Here is a 14169-nt window from a genome sequence, read left to right on the forward strand (position 1 = left end):
TTGAAAACACGCTCTAAAGGCTCTTTCTTATCTTTCAGGATTATTACCTGCAGGATTTGGCACAATTCCGTTATACGGCTGTTGCCAAGGTTTCATCGGGCCTGTCCCTCCACCTTTTCTTGATAAGACTATGCAATTACCGTTGATTTTATAGCAATAATTTCCTAATGTCAATCGGTTTTTCTGAATGTTCTAAATTAAATACAAAGAATTTGACATGCATAACAAAAGAAATATATTCCATATCCATTTGAAAAAGACCTTTTAAAACCCACGATTACTATATAAAATTAAGTAAGTAGTTTAACTGTATACATTTCAAATTCTCACGAGACCTCAATATATTGAATAAGCCCACCTCTCAAAAAGATACTATACATATTCCTTTCACAGTAGCATATTTAATCCTTTCGACATTAAAACTTACATAACGGAGGTATAACATGACAAACACAAAGGACATGCACTATATACTCGTCCTATACGGCATTCTTTTAGGCTCTATAGTAGGAGCTACAGTCTGGCTATTTTTAGTTACAATAAATATCGGCATTCACTTTATTTGGGGATACTTACCTACTATTTTCTCTTCTCCCCCGTATTACACTATTTGTGTAACAACTATCGGTGGTATTCTCGTTGGTTTAACCCAAAAATACTTCGGCATATATCCACGTCTTATGCCGGAAGTGATGGGTGAATATAAAAAAACTGGTAGAATTGAATACCGTTTTGTACATAAAGCTACTTTAACTGCGATTATCGTTTTAATATTTGGAGCTAGCTTAGGTCCCGAAGCAGCACTTGTTGGAATTATCGGTGGACTTTGTACATGGGTAGGGGATCGCTTTACATTTGCCTTAAAAGGAATGAATGAACTAACAGAGGTTGGAATTGGCGCTACTTTAAGTGTAATTTTTAACGCGCCATTATTCGGTTATTTAGCTCCAAATGAAAATGAGGGTGAGCAAATTAACGAATTTTCTAAAGGAAAAAAAGCAATTGTATATTTAGCTACCACTTTCGCTGGCTTTTCCGTTTATTTATTACTTAGTAAATTCGATAATCGCGGATCCTTTATCGTTGATTTTGGGGAAGGTTCCCTTTCTCTTAATGAATGGATCGCCTTTCTACCACTTGCTAGTATTGGTGCTATAGTTGGTTTCTTTTATTTCAAATTTGAATTCACATTAGAGAAATTAATCCATCCCTTCAGGGAATACAAACTATCACTTGGAATTATCGGTGGTATTTTATTAGGAATTACAGGAACTTTTCTCCCGTACACGTTATTCTCAGGAGAACACCAATTAAAAGATTTAGTCGTTGAATGGAGTCATTTATCTTTCTGGGTACTACTTCTTTCAGGTGTTTTAAAATTATGTATTACTGCCGTTTGTTTAAATACAGGTTGGCGCGGTGGACATATTTTCCCAATTATATTTGCTGGATCTAGTATCGGATATGCTATAGCTTCCATTATCCCGATAGATCCAATCGCTTCGGTAGCCATCGTCACGACAGCAATTTCAAGCTATGCATTAAGAAAACCAATTGCTATAACATTACTATTACTCATGTTTTTCCCGCTCAATTTACTATTACCGATGCTTGGAGCGGCAGCGATTGGTAATGCATTTCCACTTCCTAAAAATAACGAAGCTACAAACGAATAAAAATAGGCAGTAGGGACAAAAGTTCCACTGCCTATTTTTATTACACACGTTGCTTCAATAACGCGTATAACTCTTCAAAATTTTGTACTTCATATGTTGGCACAATCTCGCTATTATTTGATTTCTTTTCTGGATTAAACCAACAAGTATCAATTCCCGCTACATATCCACCTTTCATATCAGCACTTAACGAATCCCCAATAATGAGCCCTTCTTCAGGGGGAAAATTAGGAATTCGTTCAAAAACATAATCAAAATACTCTTTCATCGGCTTTTGGAATCCCGTATCTTCAGAAATGAAAATATCTTTAAACAAGGCATGTAATCCTGCATTACGTAAACGCTTATCTTGCGTCTTAGAAATACCGTTTGTCACTATATATAAATCGTACTCACTTTGAATTTGACTTATAAATTCAAACGCACCTTGCATAAGTTGGTTTCCTTCTTCTAAGTAGCTACGATAATTATTTTCGAATAATACTCCATCTACTTCTTCCCCGTACTCTTTAAACAAAATTGAAAACCGCGTATTTACAACTTCATCACGGTTCATTTCACCTTCCTCAAAAGCATCCCAAAGACTTTTATTAATTTTTTTATAGTGCCCTTCAACCTCGCTAGTTAGAGGAATCCCTTTCTCTTCAAACAGCATACGTAACGCCATTTTCTCCGCCTTCTGAAAATCTAACAATGTATCATCTACATCAAATAGCAATGTTTTATATTTTTTCATAAGCCCTTCACACTCTCTTTTCTACAAAAACAAATTTACGTAAATCGTATCATTCCTTCTTGTAAACATAATAGGAGATATCTCATACTAAACATGAGGTGAAAATATGAAAGTCAGCAAAAATAGCGAAGAAATCTCTCATTACATGCAAACTTACAACGTCCATACTCTTTTTTCTTTTAATGTCTTACCGTATGCTGAACTACATTCCTTTCAAAAGAGAGAAAGGATATGTAATGAAGGCGTTGATGTTCCTTATCTTTATTACTTAATTTCCGGAAAAGCGAAAATATATATGAGTCACAAAAACGGGAAGGTCTCCTTAATTAACTTTATTCAAGCACCTTCGTTCATTGGAGAATTAGGGTTAATTGGCGTTGAATCCGTTACGAAAACGGTGGAAGTGATTGAAGATTGTATGTGCTTAGCGTTCCCTCTTAAAGATTGTCAGCATCTTTTATTGCAAGATGCTACCTTTCTACAGAAACTATGTAAATTTATCGGCGAAAAAACAATTAGCCGAACAGAAAGTTACGCCAAAAACAATAGTTATCCGTTCGAAAATCGATTAGCGGCTTTTATTCTATTAACAGAACAAAATAACAGTTATACAGAAAAACATACCGAGGCTTCGGAATACTTAAATGTCAGCTACCGCCATCTTTTATACGTATTAAACCAGTTTTGCCAGCAAAATTACTTAAAAAAAGACGGAAGAACCTATTACATACAAGATCGAATTCAATTAGAAAAACTGGCTGATGAACTTAAAATATAAAAAAAGTAGCATTAACGTTTACCTGTTAATGCTACTTTTTTCGAGTGACGATTCTATTTTCAATTAAAATTTACTTGCCACTTTAGCTGCTTCTTCAAGACCAGCTGTAATGATTTCTTCTGCTTTATCTGGGAATTGGTTATGTCCTTCAATAACTACTGTTTCCATATTTGTTGCACCGAAGAAGCCCATCATGCTTGCTACATATTTAACAGCCATTTCTACTTCAGCTGCTGGACCTTCAGAATATACGCCGCCGCGCGCGTTTAATAATGCAATCTTCTTATCTCCAATTAGACCAACTGGACCTTCTGGCGTATATTTAAACGTTTTGCCAGCTCGGTTTAAATAATCAATATATGTGTGTAGCACTGCTGGAATCGTTAAGTTCCATAATGGGAAACCGAAAACGACTTTATCAGCTTCTAAAAATTGATTTAAATACTTATCAGCAACTGCTACTGCTTTTGCTTCCTCTTCAGTTAAATCAAATCCTTTACCTGCTTTGAATGTACCATTAATCATATCTACGCCTACATATGGTAATTCTTCTTTATATAAATCAAGTTCTACTACTGTATCATTTGGATGTGCTTCTTTATAGTTTGCTAAAAATGCCTCGTATAATTTCACACTAACTGCTTGTTCCGCTGGGCGGTTGTTTGCTTTTACAAATAAAACTGTTGCCATTGTTTTTCCTCCTAGTACTCACTCTTCTGTTGTTATATGCTTTCAAAAAAGGTATCCCTTGTAATTGTTGTTTTGTTGCTTACAAACATATTTTATCTTTATATCAAGACAATTTCGTCCTCACATAGACGTATTTTTCCATAAAAAAAGTCCACCTTCTAAAGGCGAACTAGGTCTTACGACTTTTGTCTTATACAATTCCATTTTTCACTGCATATAATGCTGCTTGCGTACGATCAGATAAATTCAACTTACTCAAAATACTACTTACATGAGCTTTTACCGTTTTTTCTGTAATAACTAAAACAGAAGCGATCTCTTTATTACTCATTCCTTTCGCTAATAGCTGCAACACTTCATTTTCTCTCGCCGTTAGCACATCCACTTGAATAGAAGGTTCTTCTTCCTTTTCTTCCACAGGTAATGTTTGAGAGAGAAGAGTATTTGCTATATCTGGATGTAATTGAATATTACCTTTATATGCGCTTCGAATAGCTTCAACAAGCTGATCGGGTTCTACATCTTTTAAAATATACCCACTTGCCCCCGCCCTTAACGCTGGTAAAACATGCGCCTGATCAGAAAAGCTAGTTAATACAATTACTTTCACATTTGGATATTCTTTTTTGATGCACGCCGTCGCCTCGACACCATCCATTTCGGGCATATATAAATCCATTAATACAACATCAGGATTCGTCTCCCCTACTTTCACTAACGCTTCTTTCCCATTATTTGCTTCTCCAACTAACGCTAAATCTTCCTGTGTACTTAAGAAAAATGCTAATCCTTTTAAAACAACTGTATGATCATCAACTAACAATACTTTTATTTTCACAAACTTCCCTCATTTTCACATCATAATGGTACATTTACTTTTACACTTGTTCTTTTCTTATCACTTACAATTTTAATTGTTCCACCGACTAATTCTACTCTTTCGCGCATCGTAGTCATACCGAGTGATTTCTTCTCTTTTATATTCTTCTCTACAAAGCCGTTTCCTTGATCGACTATTTCTAATGATACATTCTTCTCCGTCACTTTGAAATAAATCGCCGCTTCTCTGACATTCGCATGTTTACTTACGTTATTTAAAGCTTCTTGTCCAATTCGCCATAGCGCTTCCTCTACTACGCGTGGCAAATCACGAACACCTGTAACTTGTTCCCGAATTTTCAATCCCAAACTTTCACCATATTGTTTTAAAGCTGGTAATAGTCCTTTCTCTAATCCCGCTGGACGTAGTTGCCAAATTAACGTCCTCATTTCTTTTAAAGCACCTTGCGATAACTCACGTATCTCATGCAAAGACTGATCTACCTTTTCGTTTTTCCCCTTTAAGACGGCTTCGGCACCTTTCGTCATAAAAGTTAATGAAAACAACTTTTGTGAAACAGAATCATGCAAATCTCTAGCTAAACGATTACGTTCTTCCAGTCGTACAAGTTCTCGGCGCTTTTCATTTAACCTTAAGTTCTCTATCATTAACGATATATGATTGGCTAACGCCTGTACTACATCTATCGTATTTATATCAAATTCTCCATTATTCGAACTTACACTTAGTACGCCAAATATATGATCTTGAATATGTATGGGAATGGCAATAACCGCACGATTAGGATGTACGATATTCCCAACCTGACTCTTTAACAAAACAGGCTCTTCTTTTTTCAGAGCTTCCTGTGCCGCTGACTTCAAATCCTCTTGTATCTCATCTATCTTACATGAGGCTCTTACAGCAAGTTCATTTTCTTCTCTAATAAAGAATACAACTTGCTCCCATAAAAATAACTTCCCTATTTGCTTTACAATCTCCTCTGGCAATGCATTAAATTTATGAATCGTCCTTAAAGCTTGAATAAATCGGTCTAACTTTACATAATAATGAGCCCTTCTCTTTTCATTTTCATACAATTTTGTACGTTTTAATGCTGTTCCAATTTGGAAAGCAACTGATTGTAATAGCACTAACTCTTCTTCAGAAAAATGCGTTTTACCTGGACTAGCCACATTTAATACGCCAAATTCATCTCCCCCCGCTTTTAGCGGCACTGTCGCATGATGCACAATCCCTTCTGTATCTCCCCAGTTATATTCAATCGCATTATTAATTCTCTTACATTCAATAATATTAACGGCTTTCTCTAGTTTCCCTTCCACAAATCGGTGTAAACACCAACAATTCCCCTCACACATCGGTCGTTTATTTTCAAATCTTAATCCCTCTGGTAATTGATAATCAATTAATTTTGTATATCTGCCGTTTTCATCCGCAAGAAATATCCATCCTGTCGTTAAACCTGTTACATTCAACAGTTTTTCCAACACAGCTTGCAGCACATGATATGTATCATTTGAGGTGTTCAACGTCTCTGCAATCTCTTTTAATATAACTAATTCATTTGTACGATTCTCTTGAAACATAATTCGTCTCCTACATACAAGATTTTAAATCGCCCCTAAAGTAAATCATCTACTTTTCACTTTGTACTTATTCGTAACATTGATATAATGGTGAAAACATAGTTTTCATTATATCACTTGAGGGGGATTTCATAATGACATTAAATAAAGCACTTACTATCGCTGGTTCTGACACAAGTGGCGGTGCTGGTATACAAGCAGATTTAAAGACATTCCAAGAACTTGGTGTATACGGAATGACATCTCTTACGACAATCGTAACGATGGATCCACATAACGGTTGGGCACATAACGTATTCCCAATCCCAGCTTCTACATTAAAACCACAATTAGAAACGACAATTGATGGTGTTGGAGTAGATGCTTTAAAAACAGGTATGCTTGGATCAGTAGAAATTATTGAAATGGTTGCTGAAACAATCGAAAAACATAATTTCAAAAATGTAGTAGTTGACCCTGTTATGGTATGTAAAGGTGCTGATGAAGCATTACATCCTGAAACGAACGATTGCTTACGTGACGTTCTTGTTCCAAAGGCATTAGTTGTAACACCAAACTTATTTGAAGCTTACCAATTAAGTGGCATAAAGATTAATTCTCTTGAAGACATGAAAGAAGCAGCAAAAAAAATCCACGCTTTAGGTGCGAAATATGTCCTAATTAAAGGCGGTAGCAAGCTTGGTACGGAAACTGCAATCGACGTCCTATATGATGGAGAAACATTCGATCTTCTAGAATCAGAAAAAATTGATACGACAAATACACACGGCGCAGGTTGCACATATTCTGCTGCAATTACAGCAGAACTTGCAAAAGGAAAAACTGTGAAAGAAGCAGTAAAAACTGCTAAAGAATTTATCACAGCTGCTATCCGTTATTCATTCAAGATCAACGAATACGTAGGCCCAACACATCACGGTGCATATCGTAAATTCGTTGCATCAAAAGAACTTGTCTAACATATAAATGAAAACACCCACAGAGTTTATATATTTCCTCTCTGTGGGTGTTTTTTTATAAGCTCTTCTGGTCATCTTATCTTTAAGATGCAGAACTAACCTGATTTCTACCATTTCTTTTGGAGTAATATAATGCATCATCAGCAGCTTGAATAAATCGCTCTGGTGATTCTTCATACACTGAAATTCCTACTGAAACTGTAATTTTTATTTTTGTTCCATTTAGCAATTGAAATGGATGGTTTTCAACAGCCGTGCGAACTTGTTCCCCCATACGCATTCCATAAGCTAATCCTTTCTGCGGTATCAAAAGCGCGAACTCTTCCCCACCCTTTCGAAAAGCCAAATCTGGAAACATTGAAACTTCTCGTAAAATATGCCCCATTTGTTTTAATACTTCATCTCCCGCAGGATGCCCATACGTATCATTTACACACTTAAAGTGATCAATATCTATAAGTAGTAAACAAAGTGAATCATTTTTCATACGCTTATTACCAATATGACGATTCATCTCTAAATCAAACTGTCTTACGTTTCCTAAACCTGTCAGTGCATCTATCGTTGCGTATTGCTTCATCGTTTGAAATAACTCATTGGATTGCAATACATAATTTGCGCTTATAAATGTGATATATGCTGCAACACCACTACAAACTAAATATAATGCTACTATAGACATATCCTTAAATAAAATAGAAAGTGGAACCGTTAAAATAGATAAACTATATACATTAAACCAGATCCATCTTTTAAATATAGAAGCTTTCATCCGCCAAATGAAAATAATTCCAAAACCTATCAATACAATTGTATAACAAGCCAATTCAGAGGCTAAAGAGTACTCAGTAAAAAATAATCGGGTAATTAATATAATAGTAACTGTTATACTGCTAGCTATCGGACCTCCAATTATAATTGCCAAAATAACAGCTAAATAACGTAGATCCAACATAATATCTTCAATATGTACACCAAAATGCATCAACAGTACACTTAATATTCCAGTAAGAATACCTACTACACATTTCTGCCAAAAAGAGAACCCTTCTTTTAACGGTTTATCTCTTAAAAGCTGACCTCCAACAAAAATAAAGGAAAGAATAATTGTTGTGTTTACAAATAAGTCCCTTAACATAAAATAATCTCCCTACTTTTCTATCTATCCCTTTCCTTATTTTATTGTATATGAAATACCTATAATTCCCAAAGCTTTTTATTTATTTTTTGCTGTTCCACGTGAAACAGCAAAAAAATAAAAAAGGACGAAAATTCGCCCTTTTCCTCAACAACACCTTGATATCTTTCCACCCTTTGCATTAAATCTAGCTTCTTGCGCTTCTGCAAAAAACTGTTTTTGACATACCACTTCTTCTTCTGGATGATGCTTTTTCATATGCTCTACATATGTTTCATAGCTTGGTACCCCAACGAGTAAACTAATAAAGTGTTTCCTTTTTCCCCATACTTTCCGTAGTCGTTTAAGCATAATAGTTCCTCGACTCACTTTCATCTCTAGAAATATATGGTGCCTCTTTTAGCGGCATCGGCTTATTTCTTAATACTTGAATCCAAATTCGAATCGCAGAAATTAATACAGCGATTACAACTATCATAAAAATTCCACAAAGCGCTGCATCAATATAATCATTGAAAATAATTTGTTTCATTTGAGCGACATTTTTAGCTGGTGCTAACACTTTCCCCTCATCTAATGCTCCCTGAAACACCTTTGCATGAGATAGAAATCCTATTTTAGGATTTTCATGAAATAGCTTTTGATAACCCGCTGTCATCGTTACAATAAGCAATCCGACAGTTGGAATAAGTGTCACCCAAACATATGCCTTTTTCCCCATTTTGAACAAAATTGTCGTTCCAAGTAATAATGCAATACCTGCTAACATTTGATTTGCAATACCAAAAAGTGGCCATAATGTATTAATTCCACCAAGCGGATCAACTACCCCTTGGTATAAGAAATAACCCCATCCTAATACGCATAACGTTGTAGCTATCACATTCGCTAATGTAGAATCCGTTTTCCCAAATGGCTTATATACATGTCCTAAAATATCTTGAATCATAAATCGGCCTACACGCGTTCCAGCATCAATTGTTGTTAAAATGAATAGAGCTTCAAAGAGGATTGCAAAATGATACCAAAAGGCCATCATGGCTGTTCCACCTATTACTTGTGAGAAAATATACGCCATACCTATCGCTAACGTTGGTGCACCACCTGTGCGTGATAAAATCGTTTGCTCTCCAACGTTTACAGCGAGATCTTTTAGTTCATTTGGTGTAATAGCAAATCCCCATGAGGAAATAACTTGAGCTGCCTGCGAGACATCCGTACCGATAAGCGCTGCGGGACTATTAATCGCAAAATAAGTTCCTGGTGTTAATACACAAGCTGCAATCATCGCCATCGCAGCTACAAATGATTCCATTAACATTGCCCCATAACCGATTGGCTGTGCGTGTCCCTCTTGTTCAATCATCTTTGGTGTCGTACCTGATGAAACGAGAGCATGGAATCCAGACACCGCACCACAAGCAATTGTAATAAATAAGAACGGGAATAAGTTTCCAGAGAAAACAGGACCTGTTCCATCGATAAATTTCGAAACTGCTGGCATTTGTAAATCTGGTGCTACAATTAAAATACCAATTGCTAATCCAACAATTGTTCCGACTTTTAAAAATGTGCTTAAATAATCACGTGGTGCTAAAAGCATCCAAACTGGTAAGGCCGATGCGATAAATCCATATACAATAAGCATAATAGCAATCGTTTCACCGCTAAACGTGAACATGCTTGCAAGCGTTGGATGCTCTGCTACATACTGTCCCCCAATAAGAGACAGTATAAGTAGAATAATTCCGATTACTGACCCTTCACCAACCCGGCCAGGCCTAATGTAGCGCATGTACACTCCCATTAAAATAGCAATAGGAATCGTTGCTGCTATTGTAAACATTCCCCAAGGACTTCCGACAAGCGCCTTTACTACCACTAATGCTAATACCGCTAATAAAATAATCATAATGCCTAAAATGCCTATCATTGCAATAAGCCCTGTAACAGGACCGATCTCATCTTTAATCATTTCTCCTAAAGATTTACCATTCCGTCTCATCGAAGCAAATAAAATTACAAAATCTTGTACAGCTCCAGCGACAACTACCCCAACAATAATCCATATTGTCCCTGGTAAATATCCCATTTGCGCTGCCAAAATCGGTCCTACTAAAGGGCCTGCCCCAGCAATTGCTGCAAAATGGTGCCCAAATAATACCCACTTATTTGTCGGAACATAATCTTTTCCATCGTTTAATGTATGGGCTGGCGTTTGCCGATTATTATCTAAACCAAATACCTTTCTCGCTATAAATCTACTATAAAAGCGGTAAGCAACTGCATACACACATACCGCAGCTACTAAGAGCCACACGGCATTAATAGTTTCACCTTGTGATAAAGCTATTACACCAAAAGCACCTGCGCCTACTGCTGCAATAACTCCCCATAGTAAAATCGACTTCAATGTTTTCACATACAATCCCCCCAATACTATCGCTTAGTGGGATTGTACTAAATTTTCTGAATATTTAATTTGAATCCTCCTTATCATGAAGGATTTTTAGTTTATCATGTTAAAAAATTCGCATTACCTACTATAATTCAATCTTATTTCGAAGTCGTTTCACATAATTACGACTAACTGGAATCGGTTGCTCATCATATTTATCTAAATACAGATTATATGTGCCATTATAATAAGGTTTTAGTTCTTGTACATATGACATATTAATTAAATAACTTTTATGCACACGTAAAAAATCATATACATTTAGCTTATTTTCCAGCTCTTGAAGTGTATATGTTGAAATATACTGATTATTTGTTGTATAAATTGAAACCGTTTTGTTTTCCTTATTTTTGCTTACATATACAATATCTTCAGGGAAAATATACCGAATTCCCTCTTGACCTTCTATCGGTAGTTTTCGCAAATAACTCTTTGCTTTCTCGCCTTGCTCTTTACACATTCTATATAAAAGGAATTGCAAATCTTCCTCACGAAATGGGCGTAGTAAATAATAAAATGCTTGAAACCGAAATGCCGTAATCGACTCTTCTATATCTTCACCCATAAAAATCAATTTCGTATAACAATTTACTTCCCGTAATAAACTCGCATATTCAAAACCAGTTCCATCTAGTAATTTTGAATTCAAGAAAACAAAATCTGGTGTATGCTTTTTCATGATCAATAATGATTCTGTTCCCGTATTCGCTTCAAAACATTCTACATTCCTTATATTTTCAGTAAATTTTTCAGCTAAACTTCTTCGCTCTTCTGCTTCTTCCATGATCAGTAAAATTTTCATTTCTTCAACCACCTAATTCTTTTGTCCATATGTCTTGTTGTATACATTCGCTTTTATAAGAAACATTCCCTTTTTCTTACTATACCATTATTTATCTAAAAAAACAGAAAAAAGGAAACCACAACGGTTCCCCCTACCCTTTCATTCCATTATTTGTAGGAAGTAACACCCACTGAATGCGAAGAAATGAGTGTTACTTCCCCAAAAACACAATTGGCGCTGGCTAATAATCAGTGGGGATAAATCCCTCACCGATTAAACTTTCACCTTATATTAATTCTCGTTGCTTCGTTTCTTGCCCAAGTACAATTACAGCAACTACGCCAATTAAAATTGACCCACAGAAAATCGTAAATATTAGTGATAGTGAAGCCTGTGAAGCAACTAAATATCCTACTAATAGCGGCCCAAGAATACCACCAATACGACCGAATGCTGCTGCCATCCCTGCACCTGTACCACGAATAACCGTTGGATACTGTTCCGGTGTATAAGCGTATAATGCACCCCAAGCACCTAAATTAAAGAAGGATAGTAACATACCTGCTACGATTAATATCGTTAATGACTCTGCCACTCCAAACAAGTAAGCACTACATGCTGTACCGATTAAATACGTAACTAAAACGAACTTACGACCAAGTCGTTCAATAAACCAAGCAGCCGTGAAATATCCTGGCAATTGAGCTAACGTCATAATAAGTACGTACTGAAAACTTTTTATTAAACTAAATCCTTTTAATACCATTACACTAGGTAACCAAAGGAACATCCCATAGTAAGAAAAGACAACAGAAAACCATAGAATCCATAACATAATTGTTGCCTTACGATATTCACCAGACCAAACTAACTTTACATTTTCGATAACAGATGGTCTTTTTTCAGCCTTTTGAAATTTGGGAGAATCCGGTAAATTCCATCTTAAATATAAAGCATATAGTGCCGGAACCGCGCTCAATACCATTGCAACTTCCCAACCATATTTCGGAATAACAAAATACGAGATAAGGGCTGCAATTAGCCATCCACCTGCCCAAAAGCTTTCTAATAGCACAACTATTTTGCCACGTTCATGCGCTTCAACGCTCTCTGATACTAATGTAGATGCGACTGGAAGCTCTCCGCCAAGCCCCATACCAATTAAAAATCGTAAAACAAGGAACATCGCAAGTGTCGTCGTTAAAGCAGTTAAACCACTACCGATAGAAAATAGTAATAATGTAATAATAAAGACTGATTTCCGCCCTATTTTATCTGATAGTATTCCAAAAACGAGCGCTCCGACTGCCATACCAATCGAATTAACGCTGCCTATCCAGCCCATTTCTTGCGTACTTAATCCCCAATCTTTTTGCAGTGCTACCATTACAAATGAAAGCATTCCAACATCCATTGCATCAAATAACCATCCAAGCCCTGCTATACCAAGTAGCTTTCGCTTCGAAATTTCTTTCACCTTGCCCACAAGAAGTCCTCCTTACACAGCTGTCTTTACACATCATTTTACATGTGTGAATTGTATAAGTAAAATACTTTCGTTCAAAAAATTCTCCTTCATCATTCCCCAAAAGTAAAATACTTATCACACTATTTGAGGGCAGTAAGACTCCTACCTCAAAATTCAGCTGAAACAAAAAGGTTAAATTGAAGACCAACTGCCATTAAACGTCCAATTGGTGAGAGTTAACCATCAGTGGTGGATGAGCAAAACCTCACTTTATTAAAAATGACCAAATAAAAAAGTAGCGATATTCCGCTACTTTTTCGAACGCATGACTTCTTTTAAAAATTCCGCTAATACTAACTGACGACGCCAGCGCGTTGGATTACTACACAATCTATAAAACCACTCTAAGTTAATCGCTTGAATCCATTTTGGTGCACGTTTTACCTCTCCAGCCCATACATCTAAACTTCCGCCCACTCCAACAGCCATCTTCGTTTCTAAACGATGCTTATTAGTTTGGATAAAATTCTCTTGTCTTGGGAAACCAAGCGCGACAAGTAATAAATCTGGTTTTGCTTCTTGAATGCGAGAAACGATACTCTCTTCTTCTTCTTGTTTAAAGTACCCATCTTGTGTACCCACAATAGATACAGCTGAATATGTCTTCGTTAAATGATCTGCTGCAGCTTGTACAACATGCGGTTTTGCACCAAGTAAGAAAACAGATACCGGTTTATTCTCCTCTGATAACTTTGCAAATAGATTACACATTAAATCAAAACCTGCTACACGTTCCTTTACAGGTGTACCTAACATACCACTTGCTTTTACAACTCCAATACCGTCAGGTGTAATTAAATCTGTATTTAATAATGTTTTATGGAATGTTTCATCCTTTTTTGCACACATAACAATTTCAGGATTTGCTGTTACTACCTGAAAAGTATGAGTTCGCTCCAATTCTAGTTGTCCCTTCAAATATTGGATCGTTTCATCCATTGTCATTGTAGAAAAAGGAACACCTAGAATATCAACCGTTTTTACTTCCATGA

13 protein-coding genes and 1 riboswitch are annotated in these 14169 nt (G+C 36.2%); of the genes, 3 read left to right on the forward strand and 10 right to left on the reverse strand.

Going from position 1 to position 14169, the window contains the following annotated elements:
• Positions 1–24 precede the first annotated feature (24 nt).
• A riboswitch (SAM riboswitch) is annotated at positions 25–129 on the reverse strand.
• Between the two features lie 314 nt (positions 130–443).
• A complete protein-coding gene (locus tag ACU8YW_RS26775; RefSeq protein ID WP_060487937.1) occupies positions 444–1676 on the forward strand; it encodes a chloride channel protein in 1233 nt (410 codons plus the stop codon).
• A 40-nt stretch (positions 1677–1716) separates the two neighbouring features.
• Here the strand turns inward: ACU8YW_RS26775 and ACU8YW_RS26780 are convergent, their stop codons facing one another.
• Positions 1717–2412 (reverse strand): YjjG family noncanonical pyrimidine nucleotidase, encoded by a 696-nt coding sequence (locus tag ACU8YW_RS26780; RefSeq protein WP_426934432.1) that lies wholly within the window; start codon positions 2410–2412, stop codon positions 1717–1719.
• A 106-nt stretch (positions 2413–2518) separates the two neighbouring features.
• On the opposite strand from ACU8YW_RS26780, the gene ACU8YW_RS26785 reads away from it, so the two are divergent.
• Positions 2519–3190 (forward strand): transcriptional regulator YeiL, encoded by a 672-nt coding sequence (locus tag ACU8YW_RS26785; RefSeq protein WP_426934431.1) that lies wholly within the window; start codon positions 2519–2521, stop codon positions 3188–3190.
• 63 nt (positions 3191–3253) lie between these two features.
• Here the strand turns inward: ACU8YW_RS26785 and ACU8YW_RS26790 are convergent, their stop codons facing one another.
• The 3 genes from ACU8YW_RS26790 to ACU8YW_RS26800 all read right to left on the reverse strand — a co-directional run bounded on the left by ACU8YW_RS26790 (position 3254) and on the right by ACU8YW_RS26800 (position 6310).
• Positions 3254–3880, reverse strand: a complete 627-nt coding sequence (locus tag ACU8YW_RS26790; RefSeq protein ID WP_000246726.1) for an FMN-dependent NADH-azoreductase — start codon at positions 3878–3880, stop codon at positions 3254–3256.
• A gap of 190 nt (positions 3881–4070) precedes the next feature.
• Entirely contained in the window at positions 4071–4718 is a 648-nt protein-coding gene (locus ACU8YW_RS26795; protein WP_000695794.1) for a response regulator, read from the reverse strand.
• Between the two features lie 20 nt (positions 4719–4738).
• Positions 4739–6310, reverse strand: a complete 1572-nt coding sequence (locus ACU8YW_RS26800) for a GAF domain-containing sensor histidine kinase (RefSeq protein WP_088608206.1) — start codon at positions 6308–6310, stop codon at positions 4739–4741.
• A gap of 134 nt (positions 6311–6444) precedes the next feature.
• On the opposite strand from ACU8YW_RS26800, the gene pdxK reads away from it, so the two are divergent.
• Entirely contained in the window at positions 6445–7269 is an 825-nt protein-coding gene (pdxK, locus tag ACU8YW_RS26805) for a pyridoxine/pyridoxal/pyridoxamine kinase (RefSeq protein ID WP_088065063.1), read from the forward strand.
• A gap of 82 nt (positions 7270–7351) precedes the next feature.
• On the opposite strand, the gene ACU8YW_RS26810 is transcribed toward pdxK, so the two are convergent.
• The 6 genes from ACU8YW_RS26810 to ACU8YW_RS26835 form a co-directional block, all read right to left on the reverse strand.
• Positions 7352–8407 carry a GGDEF domain-containing protein gene (locus ACU8YW_RS26810; protein WP_098082158.1) on the reverse strand — a complete coding sequence of 352 codons (1056 nt, stop codon included), beginning with the start codon at positions 8405–8407 and terminating at the stop codon, positions 7352–7354.
• Between the two features lie 147 nt (positions 8408–8554).
• Positions 8555–8758: a YbdD/YjiX family protein gene (locus ACU8YW_RS26815; RefSeq protein ID WP_000919820.1), complete on the reverse strand. Its 204-nt coding sequence runs from the start codon at positions 8756–8758 to the stop codon at positions 8555–8557.
• Complete coding sequence (cstA, locus tag ACU8YW_RS26820; protein WP_000854302.1) at positions 8751–10829, reverse strand: carbon starvation protein CstA; 2079 nt, start codon at positions 10827–10829, stop codon at positions 8751–8753. Before cstA ends, ACU8YW_RS26815 begins: the two co-directional genes overlap by 8 nt.
• A 121-nt stretch (positions 10830–10950) precedes the next feature.
• Positions 10951–11667 (reverse strand): LytR/AlgR family response regulator transcription factor, encoded by a 717-nt coding sequence (locus tag ACU8YW_RS26825; protein ID WP_048542790.1) that lies wholly within the window; start codon positions 11665–11667, stop codon positions 10951–10953.
• A gap of 268 nt (positions 11668–11935) precedes the next feature.
• Positions 11936–13135, reverse strand: coding sequence for a niacin permease NiaP (gene niaP, locus ACU8YW_RS26830; protein WP_098082159.1), 1200 nt, complete (start codon positions 13133–13135; stop codon positions 11936–11938).
• A gap of 291 nt (positions 13136–13426) precedes the next feature.
• Positions 13427–14167 carry a WecB/TagA/CpsF family glycosyltransferase gene (locus ACU8YW_RS26835; RefSeq protein ID WP_046955475.1) on the reverse strand — a complete coding sequence of 247 codons (741 nt, stop codon included), beginning with the start codon at positions 14165–14167 and terminating at the stop codon, positions 13427–13429.
• Positions 14168–14169: the final 2 nt, after the last annotated feature.

The organism is Bacillus pretiosus, assembly GCF_052947655.1.